This is a genomic window from Mycobacterium sp. 1245805.9 (genome assembly GCF_001672915.1).
GTDB lineage: Bacteria > Actinomycetota > Actinomycetes > Mycobacteriales > Mycobacteriaceae > Mycobacterium.
The window spans coordinates 87,448-100,072 of the sequence record NZ_LZKR01000093.1; the positions used below are offsets into that span (position 1 = coordinate 87,448).

The 12,625-nt window shown below is 67.4% G+C and carries 15 protein-coding genes; 5 read left to right on the forward strand and 10 right to left on the reverse strand.

Features of this window, described 5'->3' with window-relative positions; all coding sequences use genetic code 11:
- Positions 1-89: 89 nt before the first annotated feature.
- Both A9X00_RS13510 and A9X00_RS13515 read left to right on the forward strand, forming a co-directional pair.
- Positions 90-665: a hemerythrin domain-containing protein gene (locus tag A9X00_RS13510; protein ID WP_067153711.1), complete on the forward strand. Its 576-nt coding sequence runs from the start codon at positions 90-92 to the stop codon at positions 663-665.
- Positions 666-709: 44 nt separating this feature from the next.
- Complete coding sequence (locus tag A9X00_RS13515) at positions 710-1,603, forward strand: hypothetical protein (protein WP_067153861.1); 894 nt, start codon at positions 710-712, stop codon at positions 1,601-1,603.
- Positions 1,604-1,619: 16 nt separating this feature from the next.
- On the opposite strand, the gene A9X00_RS13520 is transcribed toward A9X00_RS13515, so the two are convergent.
- On the reverse strand, positions 1,620-2,051 hold the full coding sequence (locus A9X00_RS13520; RefSeq protein ID WP_232006801.1) for a hypothetical protein: 432 nt from the start codon (positions 2,049-2,051) through the stop codon (positions 1,620-1,622).
- A 228-nt stretch (positions 2,052-2,279) separates the two neighbouring features.
- Complete coding sequence (locus A9X00_RS13525) at positions 2,280-3,164, reverse strand: cyclopropane mycolic acid synthase family methyltransferase (RefSeq protein WP_067153718.1); 885 nt, start codon at positions 3,162-3,164, stop codon at positions 2,280-2,282.
- Between the two features lie 243 nt (positions 3,165-3,407).
- On the opposite strand from A9X00_RS13525, the gene A9X00_RS13530 reads away from it, so the two are divergent.
- Positions 3,408-4,766, forward strand: coding sequence for a wax ester/triacylglycerol synthase family O-acyltransferase (locus tag A9X00_RS13530; protein WP_067153720.1), 1,359 nt, complete (start codon positions 3,408-3,410; stop codon positions 4,764-4,766).
- A gap of 1 nt (position 4,767) precedes the next feature.
- On the opposite strand, the gene A9X00_RS13535 is transcribed toward A9X00_RS13530, so the two are convergent.
- The 5 genes from A9X00_RS13535 to A9X00_RS13555 all read right to left on the reverse strand — a co-directional run bounded on the left by A9X00_RS13535 (position 4,768) and on the right by A9X00_RS13555 (position 8,278).
- Complete coding sequence (locus tag A9X00_RS13535; protein WP_232006803.1) at positions 4,768-5,214, reverse strand: ATP-binding protein; 447 nt, start codon at positions 5,212-5,214, stop codon at positions 4,768-4,770.
- Positions 5,215-5,296: 82 nt separating this feature from the next.
- Positions 5,297-5,719, reverse strand: coding sequence for a nitroreductase family deazaflavin-dependent oxidoreductase (locus A9X00_RS13540; protein ID WP_067153726.1), 423 nt, complete (start codon positions 5,717-5,719; stop codon positions 5,297-5,299).
- Positions 5,720-5,908: 189 nt separating this feature from the next.
- Entirely contained in the window at positions 5,909-7,123 is a 1,215-nt protein-coding gene (locus A9X00_RS13545) for an NAD(P)/FAD-dependent oxidoreductase (RefSeq protein WP_067153731.1), read from the reverse strand.
- Between the two features lie 4 nt (positions 7,124-7,127).
- Positions 7,128-7,316 carry a ferredoxin gene (locus A9X00_RS13550; protein ID WP_067153738.1) on the reverse strand — a complete coding sequence of 63 codons (189 nt, stop codon included), beginning with the start codon at positions 7,314-7,316 and terminating at the stop codon, positions 7,128-7,130.
- Positions 7,313-8,278 (reverse strand): metal-dependent hydrolase, encoded by a 966-nt coding sequence (locus A9X00_RS13555; protein WP_082975185.1) that lies wholly within the window; start codon positions 8,276-8,278, stop codon positions 7,313-7,315. Before A9X00_RS13555 ends, A9X00_RS13550 begins: the two co-directional genes overlap by 4 nt.
- 259 nt (positions 8,279-8,537) lie before the next feature.
- On the opposite strand from A9X00_RS13555, the gene A9X00_RS13560 reads away from it, so the two are divergent.
- Positions 8,538-9,395, forward strand: coding sequence for an LLM class F420-dependent oxidoreductase (locus A9X00_RS13560; RefSeq protein ID WP_067153741.1), 858 nt, complete (start codon positions 8,538-8,540; stop codon positions 9,393-9,395).
- 23 nt (positions 9,396-9,418) lie between these two features.
- Here the strand turns inward: A9X00_RS13560 and A9X00_RS13565 are convergent, their stop codons facing one another.
- Positions 9,419-10,120, reverse strand: coding sequence for a hemolysin III family protein (locus tag A9X00_RS13565; protein ID WP_067153744.1), 702 nt, complete (start codon positions 10,118-10,120; stop codon positions 9,419-9,421).
- Positions 10,121-10,278: 158 nt separating this feature from the next.
- On the reverse strand, positions 10,279-11,346 hold the full coding sequence (locus tag A9X00_RS13570; RefSeq protein ID WP_067153747.1) for a GGDEF domain-containing protein: 1,068 nt from the start codon (positions 11,344-11,346) through the stop codon (positions 10,279-10,281).
- 163 nt (positions 11,347-11,509) lie between these two features.
- Between A9X00_RS13570 and A9X00_RS31305 the strand changes: the two genes are divergently transcribed.
- A complete protein-coding gene (locus tag A9X00_RS31305) occupies positions 11,510-11,677 on the forward strand; it encodes a hypothetical protein (RefSeq protein ID WP_197515153.1) in 168 nt (55 codons plus the stop codon).
- 19 nt (positions 11,678-11,696) lie between these two features.
- Here the strand turns inward: A9X00_RS31305 and A9X00_RS13580 are convergent, their stop codons facing one another.
- Positions 11,697-12,620, reverse strand: a complete 924-nt coding sequence (locus A9X00_RS13580; RefSeq protein ID WP_067153862.1) for a CoA ester lyase — start codon at positions 12,618-12,620, stop codon at positions 11,697-11,699.
- Positions 12,621-12,625 lie beyond the last annotated feature (5 nt).

Genomic DNA, 12,625 nt, shown 5'->3' on the forward strand with positions numbered 1-12,625 from the left:
TCGAGCCTAAGCAGCGGCCAGTTGATCTCTGCCTCGGCATGGAACACCATGGCCGGAAGGCGCAGCGGTCCGGGAAGTTAGGAGTCGGCATGCCTGATATCACTGTCCTGATCCAGACCGACCACGACTGGTTCCGTGAACAGTTCGCCAGGCTCGAGTCGCTGCGGCTGCAGGCGCCTGCCAACAGTTCGGCACTCGAGCGGGTGTGGCGCCCGCTCGCCGACAAGCTCGACGTGCACGCCTACATCGAAGAGAGGATCTTTTACCCGCAGCTGCTCAAGCGCGGCACCAACGATCCCGAAGGTGAGACGCTCGACGCCATCGGCGATCACAACGACATTCGCGACGGGGTGCGCGACGCCAACGCGGCGCGGGTGGGCACGGACGAGTGGTGGGCGGCCGTCGGCCGTACCCGCGCGGCGAACGACGACCACATGGCCGAGGAGGAACGGGACGGGTTGCCCGATTTTCGTCGCAACGCCCCGATCGGTCTGCGTGATGCGCTCGGGCGGCAATACAGCGAGTTCATGGCCGAGCATCCGACCACCGAGGGGTTGCCGATCGTCGACCGCGACCCCGAAGGCTACGTCGAGACCGTCGAAGGCGATTCGCCGCCCAAACGAACGGACTTTTCGCTGCGGATCGGCAGCCTGAAAGGCCAATGAACGCCCGCTGGTCCTTTGTCGGCGGCGGGTGGTTAACTGCGAACGTGCGCAGAGAACCCGGGTTGGCGCGGCGCTTCTTCGATCGATTCGAGCCGGTGCACGCGGTGACCTACTTCGCGCCGGAGGCGCGGGCGGCGCTCGACGCGCTGGGTTACCGGGGCTTCTGGATGGGTTACTTCGCCGCCCGATCCGCGCCGCTGGGCAGGGTGCCGCGCGAGGTCGTCACCGCGATCTTCTACAACTTCGCCCCCGAGCGCGTCGCCAAGGCGCTGCCCGCGGCGTGGGAGATCGCCGGTCCCGAGGCCGCGTTGCGCGCCCGGCTGGAATCGGCGGTCGCGGTCCTGCGCCGTTACGGCGTCGAGTCGGACGAAAACGTCGTCGTCGCAGGGGAATTGGCGGCCAAGGCGGCACGAGGGGCACCGCTCGACGGGCGACCGCTGTTCGCCGCGAACCTGGCGCTGCCCTGGCCGGACGAACCGCTGGCGGCGCTGTGGCATGCCGCGACCCTGCTGCGCGAGCAGCGCGGCGACGGGCATGTGGCGGTGCTGGCCGCGGCCGGTATCTCGGGTCGGGAGTCCAACGTGCTGCACGCCGCGGCCGGCCGGGTCGATCCCGACTACATCGCCCGCACCCGTGATTACGACGAGGCGGCGTGGCGCCGCCACGAGCAACAGCTCGCCGAGCGGGGACTGCTCAACGGCGACGGCACGGTGACCGCGGCCGGGCGGGAGCTGAAGGATCGCATCGAATCGAGCACCGACGCGCTCGCCCTGTCTGCGCTCGACGCCCTCAGCGACGACGAGGTGGAGACGCTGTTTCGGGCGCTCACTCCGATCACTCGCGCGGTGGTCGCCGGCGGGGACGTCCCGGCCAAGACTCCGATGGCCCTCCGCCGCGACGAATTGGACGATGCCAGCGCCCATTTGGGCAACGGATAGCCAAAGATACGCAAACTCAGGCGCCGCCGCCCGGACCGCTGATCGGTTGGGCCGCAATGTGATCCATCGGCGGTCCATCGCCGCCGGCGGTGCCGCGGTCCGCGACGGCGGTGGCCAGCGCCGTGCCGCCCTCGATCGTCCCGACGATGTCCACTTGCTCGTTGACGGTGAAATGTGAAGCACCGGTGAGGGGTTGGCCGCTACGGGATATGACGGTGGTGTTCGGGGTGACGCGGTAGGTCTGTGTGTAACCGTTGGGGCTGCGGGCGGTCACGGAGTCCGCCGACACGGCGATGACGGTCCCCTCCTGGCGTACCGGGTGGGCGGCCGGCGGTGGCCCCAGCGTCGACTCGACCGTCGGCTTTTCAGGCTCGACGTAAGCGAGCAACCCCATCATGCTCGCGGCGCACAGCATCGACGCGGAGACGACCTCGCATGCTATCGCCACGCCGGACAACCCGCGACGCGCACGCCAGCCCGTGCCGGAGGTTCTTTGCTCCGATACTTCGCTCGGGCGGCGGCTGGCGTCCACGGTCAGTCCTTCCAGCGGTTTTGCGCCGAACCAGCTCGGCGCCTACCGCATCAGGTCGTTGCTCGTGGTGTTACCCCCAGGGATGCGCCGATAAACCGCGCCGCGGCGGCGCGGCCGGTTCCAGCCACCTGCAAGGGTGTGGTGTCAGCCCTTGACGAGGGTGAATTGCGCGACGTCGGTGTAGCCGTCGCGGAACAGGTCGGCGCAGCCGGCCAGGTACTTCATGTACCGGTCGTAGACCTCTTCAGACTGGACCGCGATGGCCTCGTCGCGGCGCGACTCGAGCGCGGCCGCCCACGTGTCGAGCGTGCGCGCATAGTGCAGGCGCAACTGCTGGACACGCTTGACTCCGAAGCCGGCACTTTCGGCGTGGTCCGTGACGGCCTTGGCATTGGGCAGGTCCCCGCCCGGGAAGATCTCGTCCATGATGAATTTCATGAACCGGATCTTGGTCATGGTGATGGGCAGTCCGCGCTCGGCGAACTCCTCCTCGCTGGGCTTGATGATGGTGTGCAAGAGCATCACACCGTCGGCGGGGAGCGCCTCGTAGGCCATCTTGAAAAAGTCGGTGTAACGGTCGCGTCCGAAGTGCTCGAAGGCGCCGATCGACACGATGCGGTCCACCTTCTCGTCGAACTGCTCCCAGCCGCGCAGCAGCACGCGCTTGCTCCGCGCGGACGGGTGCTGATCGAGGCGTTGCTGGACGTGCGCCTGCTGGTTGCGGCTCAGGGTCAGGCCGACGACGTTGACGTCGTAGCGCTCGAGCGCGCGAACGATCGTGGTGCCCCAGCCGCACCCGATGTCGAGCAGCGTCATGCCCGGCTGCAATCCGAGCTTGCCCAGCGAGAGGTCGACCTTGGCGATCTGCGCCTCTTCGAGGGTCATGTCGTCGCGCTCAAAATATGCACAGCTGTAAGTGCGCGTCGGATCCAGGAACAGCTCGAAGAACTCGTCGGACAGGTCGTAGTGCGCCTGCACGTCCTCGAAGTGCGGCTCCAAGCCGACAGCTTCGGTCTGTTCTTCAGGCATGACACTTCCCCCGGAAACGAATTTGTTGGGCTCAGCGGCGTGTCATCGCAGCCGCTCGAGTTACAGGCCTAGCAGTCTATCCGCCCGGATGGCCGGGCAACGAATTGGCGGCTCCACCCGCGGGAATCGCGGGGCGGCGAATTTTCCAGGTGTGGGCGATGCCCGCTCGGGCTAATTGGAGATGAGGAGCCGCGTCGGGTGGGCGGGGCGGCCCGACCGACTGCGACCGGATGGGGAGGCACCATGGAACCGATATCGCCTACGGATGCGCTGTTCCTCATCGGCGAGTCACGCGAACATCCGATGCACGCGGGAGCGTTGCAGCTCTTTGTGCCGCCCGAGGACGCCGGGCCGCACTTCGTCCGCGAGTCCTATCAGGCGATGCTCGAGTGCACGGACGTTCAACCGACGTTCCGCAAGCACCCGGCGTTCTTCGGCGGCATCACCAACGTCGCATGGTCGTTCGACCGGGACGTCGAGCTCGATTACCACCTTCGCCGCTCGGCGTTACCGGAGCCGGGACGGGTGCGTGACCTGCTGGAGTTGGCGTCCCGGCTGCACGGCAGCCTGCTCGACCGGCACCGTCCGCTCTGGGAAGCGCACCTGATCGAGGGCCTGGACGACGGGCGCTACGCGGTCTACACGAAGTACCACCACTCCCTCATGGACGGCGTTTCGGCGCTGCGACTGATGCAGCGCGCCTTCAGCCCCGATCGGGATGACGACGAGGTGCGGGTGCCGTGGAATCTGGCCCCCCGTCAGCACCGGGAGCGAGGGAAACGGCCGTCGCTGCTCGAACGGGTCGGCCGCACCGCGGGGTCGGCGTTCGCGTTGGCGCCGTCCACGGTGCGGCTGGCGCGCGCGGCGCTGCTCGAACAACAACTGACCCTCCCGTTCCGTGCGCCACGCAGCATGTTCAACGTCAGGATCGGCGGTGCGCGGCGGGTGGCCGCTCAGTCCTGGTCGCTGGACCGCATCAAGGCGGTGAAATCCGCCGCCGGAGTGACGGTCAACGACGTGGTGCTCGCGATGTCCTCCGGGGCGCTTCGCGCCTATCTCCTCGAGCAGAACGCCCTGCCGGGTGACCCGCTGACCGCGATGGTGCCGGTGAACCTGCGCAAGGACGGCGACGACCGCGGCGGCAACATGGTCGGAACCTTCCTGTGCAACCTGGCGACCGATGTCGACGACCCGGCGAAGCGGTTGGAGATCATCAGCTCGTCGATCCACGACACGAAGGAGGTGTTCCGGCAGCTGCCCCCCGTCCAACAGCTCGCCCTCTCGGCCTTCAACATCGGGGGGCTGTTCCTCGGGCTGATTCCGGGATACCTCTCGACGGCATCGCCGCCGTTCAACGTCGTCATCTCGAACGTCTCTGCCGGACCGTCGAAACCGGTGTACTGGCGCGGCGCCCGGTTGGACGGGAACTACCCGCTGTCGATCCCGCTCGACGGGCAGGCGGTCAACATCACCGTGACCAACAACGCCGAGAACCTCGACTTCGGTCTCGTCGGCTGCCGCCGCAGCGTCCCGCACCTGCAGCGGCTGCTGGGCCACTTGGAGACGTCGCTCAAGGATCTGGAGCGCGCCTTCGGCGTGTGATCTAGGGGCGAGCGTCGCCGCCTTCCGGCGCAACTGGCCTGGTGGTGTAGTCGAGGCACACCGTGGTGCCGTCGGGCCGGGCGTTGATGGTGCAGTGATCGGCGAGCGCGTGCATCAGCAGGATGCCCCGGGACGCCCGGGGATCGTCGGGCTTCACGGGCCGCTGCCGATGCCAGGTTCCGCGGTCGCTGACGCGTACGTTGAGGGATTGCGCGCCGGGGTCGTGGAGTGCGTGCAGTTTCATCGGACCGGGCGTGGGATTGCTCCGGTACGCGTGCTCAACGCAGTTCGCAAGCGCTTCGTTGGCGCCCAGGACGATGTCCTCGCGAATATCCTCGGACACCTCGGTCTCCTCCTGCAGCCACTGTCGCAGGGCACTGCGCAATTCGGCCGCGGTGGCGGCGTCCGCGGCGCCGGCGCGAGTAAAACCTGCGGGGAGCGCGGCCATAGGTGAATCTGGGGACATCAGTGTGGGGATACCCAGTTAGGGCCCCAGCGATAACCCCTCCGAAGCAGGGTGATTCGACCGGTTATTCCAGCACGAAAACGGGGATCTGCCTGGCAGTTTTCTCTTGGTATTCGGCGTAAGGAGGAAACGCCTCCACCGCCAACCGCCACCAGTGCTCTCGCTCAGCCCCTTCCAGCTCGCGCGCGGTGAGGGCGACGACCTTTTCCCCATCCTGCACGGTCACCGCCGGGTTGGCCTTGACGTTGAAGTACCACGACGGATGGGCGGGTGCGCCGCCTTTCGACGCCACCATGGCGTAGCGGCCGTCCTCTTCGACGCGCATCAACGGCACGTAGCGCTGCTTGCCGGACTTCGCGCCCGTCACGGTTATCAGGACGACGGGCCGGTCAAGGATCTCGACGCCGTCGGTCGTGCCCTGCTGCAGGATTCGTTCGGTTTGGTCACGCACCCAATCGGTGGGGCTCAGCTCGATCCGGTCGGTCATGGCCTTCTCAACACGCAGACGCCGCGTATCCATTCCCAGAGAAGCGGCATCCCACGCCTACCTAGCGTTGGCCTTCGGCGATGAGTGTGAATTGTGGGCCTTGCGCGTGAAGACCGGGTGGAAAGATCGCGCAATTCCCGCCGCCTGTACACGCTGAAAGCCCAGGATTCACACTCGCCGCGACTAGCGCTAGTCCGGCCGCCCGGGTGGAAACTCCGCGCGTTTCGCGACGGCGTCACGGTAGGCATAGACCCGATTCGGGACCGTTCCCAGCACCGCGATGGTGTGGCCGTCGCGTCCATACGCGGCCACGAACTCCCAGCCGTCGGGATAGCCCTCGATGATTTCGACGGCATCGTAACCCGAAGGGACACCCAGCATCTGGACCTTGACGTCGTATTGGTCGGACCAGAAATAGGGCACCTCGTCATGGGCCTGCGCCCCGTCGGGGCCCGCCAGCAGCGTGCGCGCCGCCGCCGCGCCCTGACGCCCGGCGTCGTCCCAATGTTCGGTGCGCAGATGCGTCTCATAGAGCGGGTGCCACCATCGCGCGACGTCGCCGGCGGCCACCACCGCGGCGTCGCCGGTGTCGCCCTCGGCCGCGCCGGTGGCGTCGCACAACACCCCGTCATCGAGGTGCAATCCCGAGCCGCCCAGCCAGTCGGTGGCGGGAGTGACGCCCAGGCCGACGATGACGAGATCGGCGGGAACCTGCGCACCGTCGGTCAGCCGAACCGCCTCCACGTGCCCGTTGCCGACGAACTCGTCGACGCCCACGCCGACCCGGAGATCAACGCCATGCTCGCGGTGCAGTTCGGTCCAGCGCGGCGCCAGCTCCCTACCCAACGCGGCCAGCAGAGGGCTGGTGGCCTTCTCGATCAGAACCACATCCAGCCCCACCGAGCGGCAACTCGCGGCCACTTCGGCTCCGATGAATCCCCCTCCGACCACCACGACCCGTGGACGCGAGCCCAGCCTTTCCCGGATTGCCAGGCAATCGTCGACCGTGCGGAGCATCAGCACCCCATCCGGGACCGGGCCGCCCGGCCATTCGCGTGGTGTCGCACCGCTTGCGATCACCAGTCCGTCGAATTGCAGTGCCAGGTCTCGGTTTTCGTCACACACGTGGACGGTGCGCGACGCCAGGTCCAGCTTGGTCGCCGACGCGCCCCGCAGGACCCGCGCTTCCAGCTCGAATTGCGGCGCCAAATCGACACCGGCGCGGTGCACCTCGCCCGTGAGCAGTTTCTTCGAGAGCGGTGGCCGGTGATACGGGGCGTGCCGCTCGGCGCCCACGATGGTCAGGGCGCCGTCGTAGCCATCCTGTCGCAGGGTCTCGGCCGCGCGGGTCCCCGCCACGCCGGCACCGACGACGACAACCTCCGTTAGCTGACGGCTCGGCATCGGATCACTCCTTCACCGTGATCGCCTGCGTGGGGCAGGACACCTCGGCGCCGATCAATTGCTGGCGCAGTTCCTCCGGTGGCTCCGCCTGTAGCACGTGGAGTCCGTCTTCTTGCACGTCGAACACCTCGTGGCAGATGCTCATGCACACGCCGTTGCCATCGCAGGTGTCGAGATCCACCGAAACCTTCATCGCACGTCAACCTTTCGTGCGCCGTTGCGTGACGTCTCGATCCCTTGGGATTGATCCGGGGACTTTCCTTGGGAATGCGCCCGCTCGCGGGCGGCTTTCGCCACCGGCGAGTAGTTCAGATAGTCGACCGCCATCTGTGTGGACGCCTCGTCGTTTGGATGATGGCTGGGCCGCATGTACCGGACCGGTGTCGTCACCAGAAGCTTCCAGGGCCCGACGACCCGGTACTCGCGGGCCGCCCACAACCAGTCCCGGAATCGCCACTTCTGATCGATGGTCGGGTCCTGTGCCATCAGGTAGCGAGCGCCCGCGATCCACCAGCCGACGAACAGCGGCGCAGTGAAGAACATCGCAAACGCCCTGATCCAGTAGCTCCCGCAGACATGCTGAAACACGTCGAACACCAGTGAGCGGTGCTCGACCTCCTCGGCGCCGTGCCAGCGCAATAAATCGAGCATCATCGGGTCCGCCCCCGCGTAGTCCAGGCCCCGGTTCGTCAGAACCCACTGGCCCAGCATCGCGGTGAAATGTTCCAGCGCCGCCACGTCGGCCAACCGCCGGTACAGCCACCACCGCTTCATCGCCGGCGGAAACCACTTGGGTGGATCGCCCAGCGTGATCGACAACAATCGTCCGAGCCGGTCCGTGTACGGCTTGGTGTCGATGCCCTGCTCCGCCAAGTGATCCAGCACGATCTGGTGCGCCCACGCGTGCCAGGACTCCTGTTGGATAAACGGCTTGATCGCGGCCTCCAGCTCCGGGTCGTCGACCAGCGACGACGCCTCGAGGACGGCCTTGATGAAGTGCCGCTCGCCCTCGGGGAGCAGCAGGTGCAGCACGTTGATCATGTGCGTGGAGAACGGGTCGTCGGGCACCCAGTGCAGCGGCGTTTCCGACCAGTCGAAACGGACCATCCGGCGGTACTTCGGGTGTCCCTCGTGGTGAAGTTGGACCTCTGGCATCAGCTGCTCCTCCCGGCCAACGGATGTACACCGTCGGCGTCCCCTTCGTATTTGCGGAGAGCGGTCGATCCAAGGGCGGAACACGGGCCGCCACCTAGCGACCGTTCAACGGCCGCATACCCACACCCTCGCCGCCTTATACGTACCGGCGGTACCGGGCTCCCTGGCAGTTCGCTGTGAACGCTTGTTTACTGGCAAAACTACGGCCGGTGCGCCCCGATTCGGGAAGCAACCGCGGCGCGGTGAGGTTGAACGGGCAATGCGCATTGGTGTCGTGTTCCCGCAGACCGAGCTCGGCGGAGACCCCGCCGCCGTCCGCGCCTACGGGCAGGGCGTCGAGGAACTGGGCTTCACCCACATCCTCGCCTACGACCACGTCGTCGGCGCCGATCCGGCGGTGCACCAGGGCTGGCAGGGCTACTACGACATCGACTCGACCTTTCACGAGCCGTTCGTGATGTTCGGCTACCTGGCCGCGGTCACCTCGCTCGAACTCGTCACCGGCGTCATCATCCTGCCGCAGCGCCAGACCGTGTTGGTGGCCAAGCAGGCCGCCGAGGTCGATCTGCTCACCGGCGGGCGCTTCCGGCTCGGTATCGGATTGGGGTGGAACGACGTTGAGTACGAGGCGCTCGGCGAGACGTTCACCAACCGCGGGCGGCGCTCCGAGGAACAGGTCGAGGTCATGCGCAAGCTGTGGACCGAACGGTCGGTGACGTTCAATGGCAAATACCACACGGTGACCGGGGCGGGCCTGGCCCCGATGCCGACCCAGCGCCCGATCCCGGTGTGGTTCGGTGCGGCGTCCGACCGCGCCTACGAACGCGCCGGGCGCCTCAGCGACGGCTGGTTCCCGATGATGGAGCCCGGACCGGGCCTGGACTACGCGCAGGAGCAGGTGCGGCGCGCGGCGGCGGCCGCCGGCCGCGACGCCGACGCCCTGGGGATGGAGGGCCGGGTCACCTGGACCGGCGACCCCGACAAGGCCGCCGCCGACATCGCGGCCTGGAAGGCCGCCGGCGCCACGCACGTCTCGGTGAACACCATGAAGGCCGGCCTGGCGACCGTCGACGACCACCTCGCCGCGTTGGAGCGGGTAGCCGCCGGCGCGACGTAGCGGGTCGCGCTAGGGGCGCTGGTTCAGAAGACCGCGAACCAGATGGCGATGTATTGGCAGATGGCGGCGGCCGCGGTGCACGCGTGAAAGACCTCGTGGTAACCGAACGTCGTCGGCCAGGGGTCGGGCCAGCGTAGACCGTAGAACACCGCACCGACGCTGTACAGCAGGCCGCCCACCGCCAGCAGGACGGCCGCCGCGATGCCGGCGTTCTGCAGGATCAGCCCGGTGTACCACACCGCCACCCAGCCCAGCAGCAGGTAGAGGGAAATGCCCACCCAGCGCGGAGCCGTCGGCCAAAACAGTTGCAGCGCAATCCCAACCGCCGCGCCACCCCAGACGATCCCGAGGACCAGGTAGCCGGTTCCGCGGGGCATGGCGAGCCTGGCGAACGGTGTGTAGGTGCCGGCGATAAGCACGAAGATCATCGAGTGGTCGAGGCGCCTCATCCAATTCCTGGTGACGGCCGACTGCCAGTGGACGCGGTGGTAGACGGCGCTGACGGCGAACATCGCCACGATCGCCAGCGTGTACGTCAGCGTCGAGTGCCCCGCCCGCTTGGATGCCTCCGCCCACGAGACCACCACCAGAGGCACGCCCGCGATGGCGGCCGCGACGGCGCAGTACTGGTGGATCCAGCCGCGCAGCCGCGGCTTGCTCAGCACACCGGCAACGTTCTGCACGAGCGATCCGGGTTCCCCGGCGACAGCGGTCTGGAAGCTCAACGTCCCTCCCTCGCTCGCACGCGGATCGCCGCTAAGTGCTTTCGCCCCAAGCGATCTAGAGCCTGGCTAGATGATTTCGCCGCAACCTGGGCGACGGCTATGCCGAATCTGTGAATAGCGTGTACGCGAAACGAGGCCGGTCGAGGGACTTCCGGCGGCTAAATCCTCGCGCCTTGGTGGACCTGGTTTCCGCCGCGGCGTTTCGCGGCGTACATCGCGTCGTCGGCGACCCTGATGAGCTCGTCGACGATTCGTCCGACGTCACCGGTTAGCAGGCGCAGCTCGGCGCTCGCGATCCCGACGCTCGCGGTGATCTTCGGTAGGAGCCCGTCGAGCGCGCTGCAGAACTGCGCGGTCAGTGGCCGCACGTCCGAGGTCACAGCGGTCAGCGCGACCAAGAACTCCTCGCCTCCGGCGCGACAGATAGCCGCGTCGGCGGGGGTGTGCTCGCGCAGCAGATCGGCCACCGCCCGCAGGGCGCGGTCGCCGGCCAGATGACCGTGGGTGTCGTTGATGCGTTTGAAGTTGTCCAGGTCGACCATCACCACCGCCAGGTGGGTATGCGCCTGCGGTGGATTCGCCAACCGATGACAGACCGCGTCGGTGAACGCCCGCCGGTTCAGCAATCCCGTGAGGGGATCCTCTTCCGAGCGCTGAACGTAGGTGCCCATCGCGCGCGACATACCCCAAATGCCCAGGGGCACAGATAAATTGAGAAACGCATTGATCCAGAGCGCGGAGGCCGCGGTGGCGATATTGGCCTCATGCGCCAATCGCGCCACCGCCGTGACGGTGACCCCGACGGTCACGACGCCGTTGAAGAGTAGGAGCTTGGGGCCGTGGAAGAACGCGATGTAACCGCCGGTCACGGACATGGCCGTGCACGCCAGCGCGGCAAGTGCCCCGGTCGGCTGCACGAGGCTCCACCCGCCGACGAACAACGCGCCGAGGGCCACCCCCGCCTGCGACTGCCGACGCGTGGGCCACCGCGTCATCCACAGCACGGTCACACCGGCGGTGAACGCGACGGCGACTCCACCGGTGATCATTTCGACGACGCTCGGCTGGCTTTGGCTCGGCAACACGGTCAGCGGCACCAACATCGACGATCCGGCAACGATGACCAAGATCGTCCGCGCCGAACCCAGCATTCCGCGCTGGGCCAGGAACGCAGTGATCCACTCGTAGTGGTCCGGCTGGTTCCACCAGGCCCTCAGCCGTGACATCAGTGAGCGAACCTCCGGGGAAGCGTCGGGCGCGTGTTGCCCGTTAGCCACGGGACAAATTACTCGGAGGCAAACGTCATTTCGGCGATGGGGTTCGGTTTCGGATCCCGCGATGGGGGAGATCCTGTTAGAAGCATTCGTCGAAGTTCGGAGGGGATCTCGCGTGGATCAGCAAGTCAACATCGACCCACCACCGGCGCCCGAAGACGCCAGAAAGGCCACCGCGGAGCAGCGGGAGCTCGAGGAGAAGCTGGAGCACCAAGACGAGGACCCGGACGGCCCGGGTTTGCATCAGTCCCGGCACGACCTCCCCGACGAGAGCACGCGGTAGATCTCGAAAGGCCGAGGCGTCAATCGACCACTTCTGGAGGTACCGCTCGCCGCAGCACGTTGGCGGCGTGACGCATCAGTGCGGCGTCGACGAGCTTTCCGTCGCGGCCAACCGCCCCGACGCCGCCAGCCTCGGCCAGTCGGTAGTCGGCGATGACGGCGCGGGCCGCGTCGACCTCGTCGGCCGTCGGCGTGAACACCGAGTTGGCGATGGGCACCTGGTCCGGGTGGATCGCCCACTTGCCGTCGAAGCCGAGCAGGCTGGCGCTCCTGGCCTGCCGACGGTAGCCCTCCTCGTCCCGGTAGCCGGGGTACGGCGCATCGATCGCCGCGATGCCCGCGGCGCGCGCGGCCGCGAGGATCTGCACTCGGACGGCGTGCCAGTAGTCACCCGGGTATTCGCCGGACGGCTGGAAGTTTCCGTCGACGCGGGCGCGCAATGAGGCCGACAGGTCACCCGCACCGAATATCAGCGCCTGCAGTCGGTCACTGGAGCGGGCTATGTCACGCGCGTTGAGCAGCCCATCCGCCTCCTCGATGAGCGCCTCCAGTCCAATGCGATGCGGCAGCCCCAGCTTGGTCTCCAGTTGGGTCAGCAGCACGTCGACCCACCAAACATCCTGTGCGCTGAGAACTTTCGGAATGATGATGACGTCCAGGGCATTCCGCGCGCCGGTGACCACTTCGATGATGTCACCGTGACACCACTGGGTGTCGAGGCCGTTGATCCGGACGGCGCGAATCGTGTGACCCCAGTCGAGGTCGGTGAGCGCGGCTACCGCCGTGGCGCGCGCCGATTCCTTGACGGTCGGCGCGCACGCGTCCTCGAGGTCGAGGAACACCAGATCGGCGCCGGCCCGCGCCGCCACCTCGCACATGTGCTCGTTGCTCGCGGGCGTCGCAAGCTCGCTGCGGCGTGGGCGGGTTCGGGTTGGCTGAAACATGACGT

Excerpts from the sequence above, each read along its gene's own strand:
- A9X00_RS13510 (WP_067153711.1), top strand. The coding sequence starts at position 90 with ATGCCTGATATCACTGTCCTGATCCAGACCGACCACGACTGGTTCCGT.
- A9X00_RS13525 (WP_067153718.1), bottom strand. The coding sequence starts at position 3,164 with ATGCCTGAAGAACAGACCGAAGCTGTCGGCTTGGAGCCGCACTTCGAG.
- A9X00_RS13530 (WP_067153720.1), top strand. The coding sequence starts at position 3,408 with ATGGAACCGATATCGCCTACGGATGCGCTGTTCCTCATCGGCGAGTCA.
- A9X00_RS13535 (WP_232006803.1), bottom strand. The coding sequence starts at position 5,214 with ATGGCCGCGCTCCCCGCAGGTTTTACTCGCGCCGGCGCCGCGGACGCC.
- A9X00_RS13540 (WP_067153726.1), bottom strand. The coding sequence starts at position 5,719 with ATGACCGACCGGATCGAGCTGAGCCCCACCGATTGGGTGCGTGACCAA.
- A9X00_RS13545 (WP_067153731.1), bottom strand. The coding sequence starts at position 7,123 with ATGCCGAGCCGTCAGCTAACGGAGGTTGTCGTCGTCGGTGCCGGCGTG.
- A9X00_RS13550 (WP_067153738.1), bottom strand. The coding sequence starts at position 7,316 with ATGAAGGTTTCGGTGGATCTCGACACCTGCGATGGCAACGGCGTGTGC.
- A9X00_RS13555 (WP_082975185.1), bottom strand. The coding sequence starts at position 8,278 with ATGCCAGAGGTCCAACTTCACCACGAGGGACACCCGAAGTACCGCCGG.
- A9X00_RS13560 (WP_067153741.1), top strand. The coding sequence starts at position 8,538 with ATGCGCATTGGTGTCGTGTTCCCGCAGACCGAGCTCGGCGGAGACCCC.
- A9X00_RS13570 (WP_067153747.1), bottom strand. The coding sequence starts at position 11,346 with ATGTCACGGCTGAGGGCCTGGTGGAACCAGCCGGACCACTACGAGTGG.
- A9X00_RS13580 (WP_067153862.1), bottom strand. The coding sequence starts at position 12,620 with ATGTTTCAGCCAACCCGAACCCGCCCACGCCGCAGCGAGCTTGCGACG.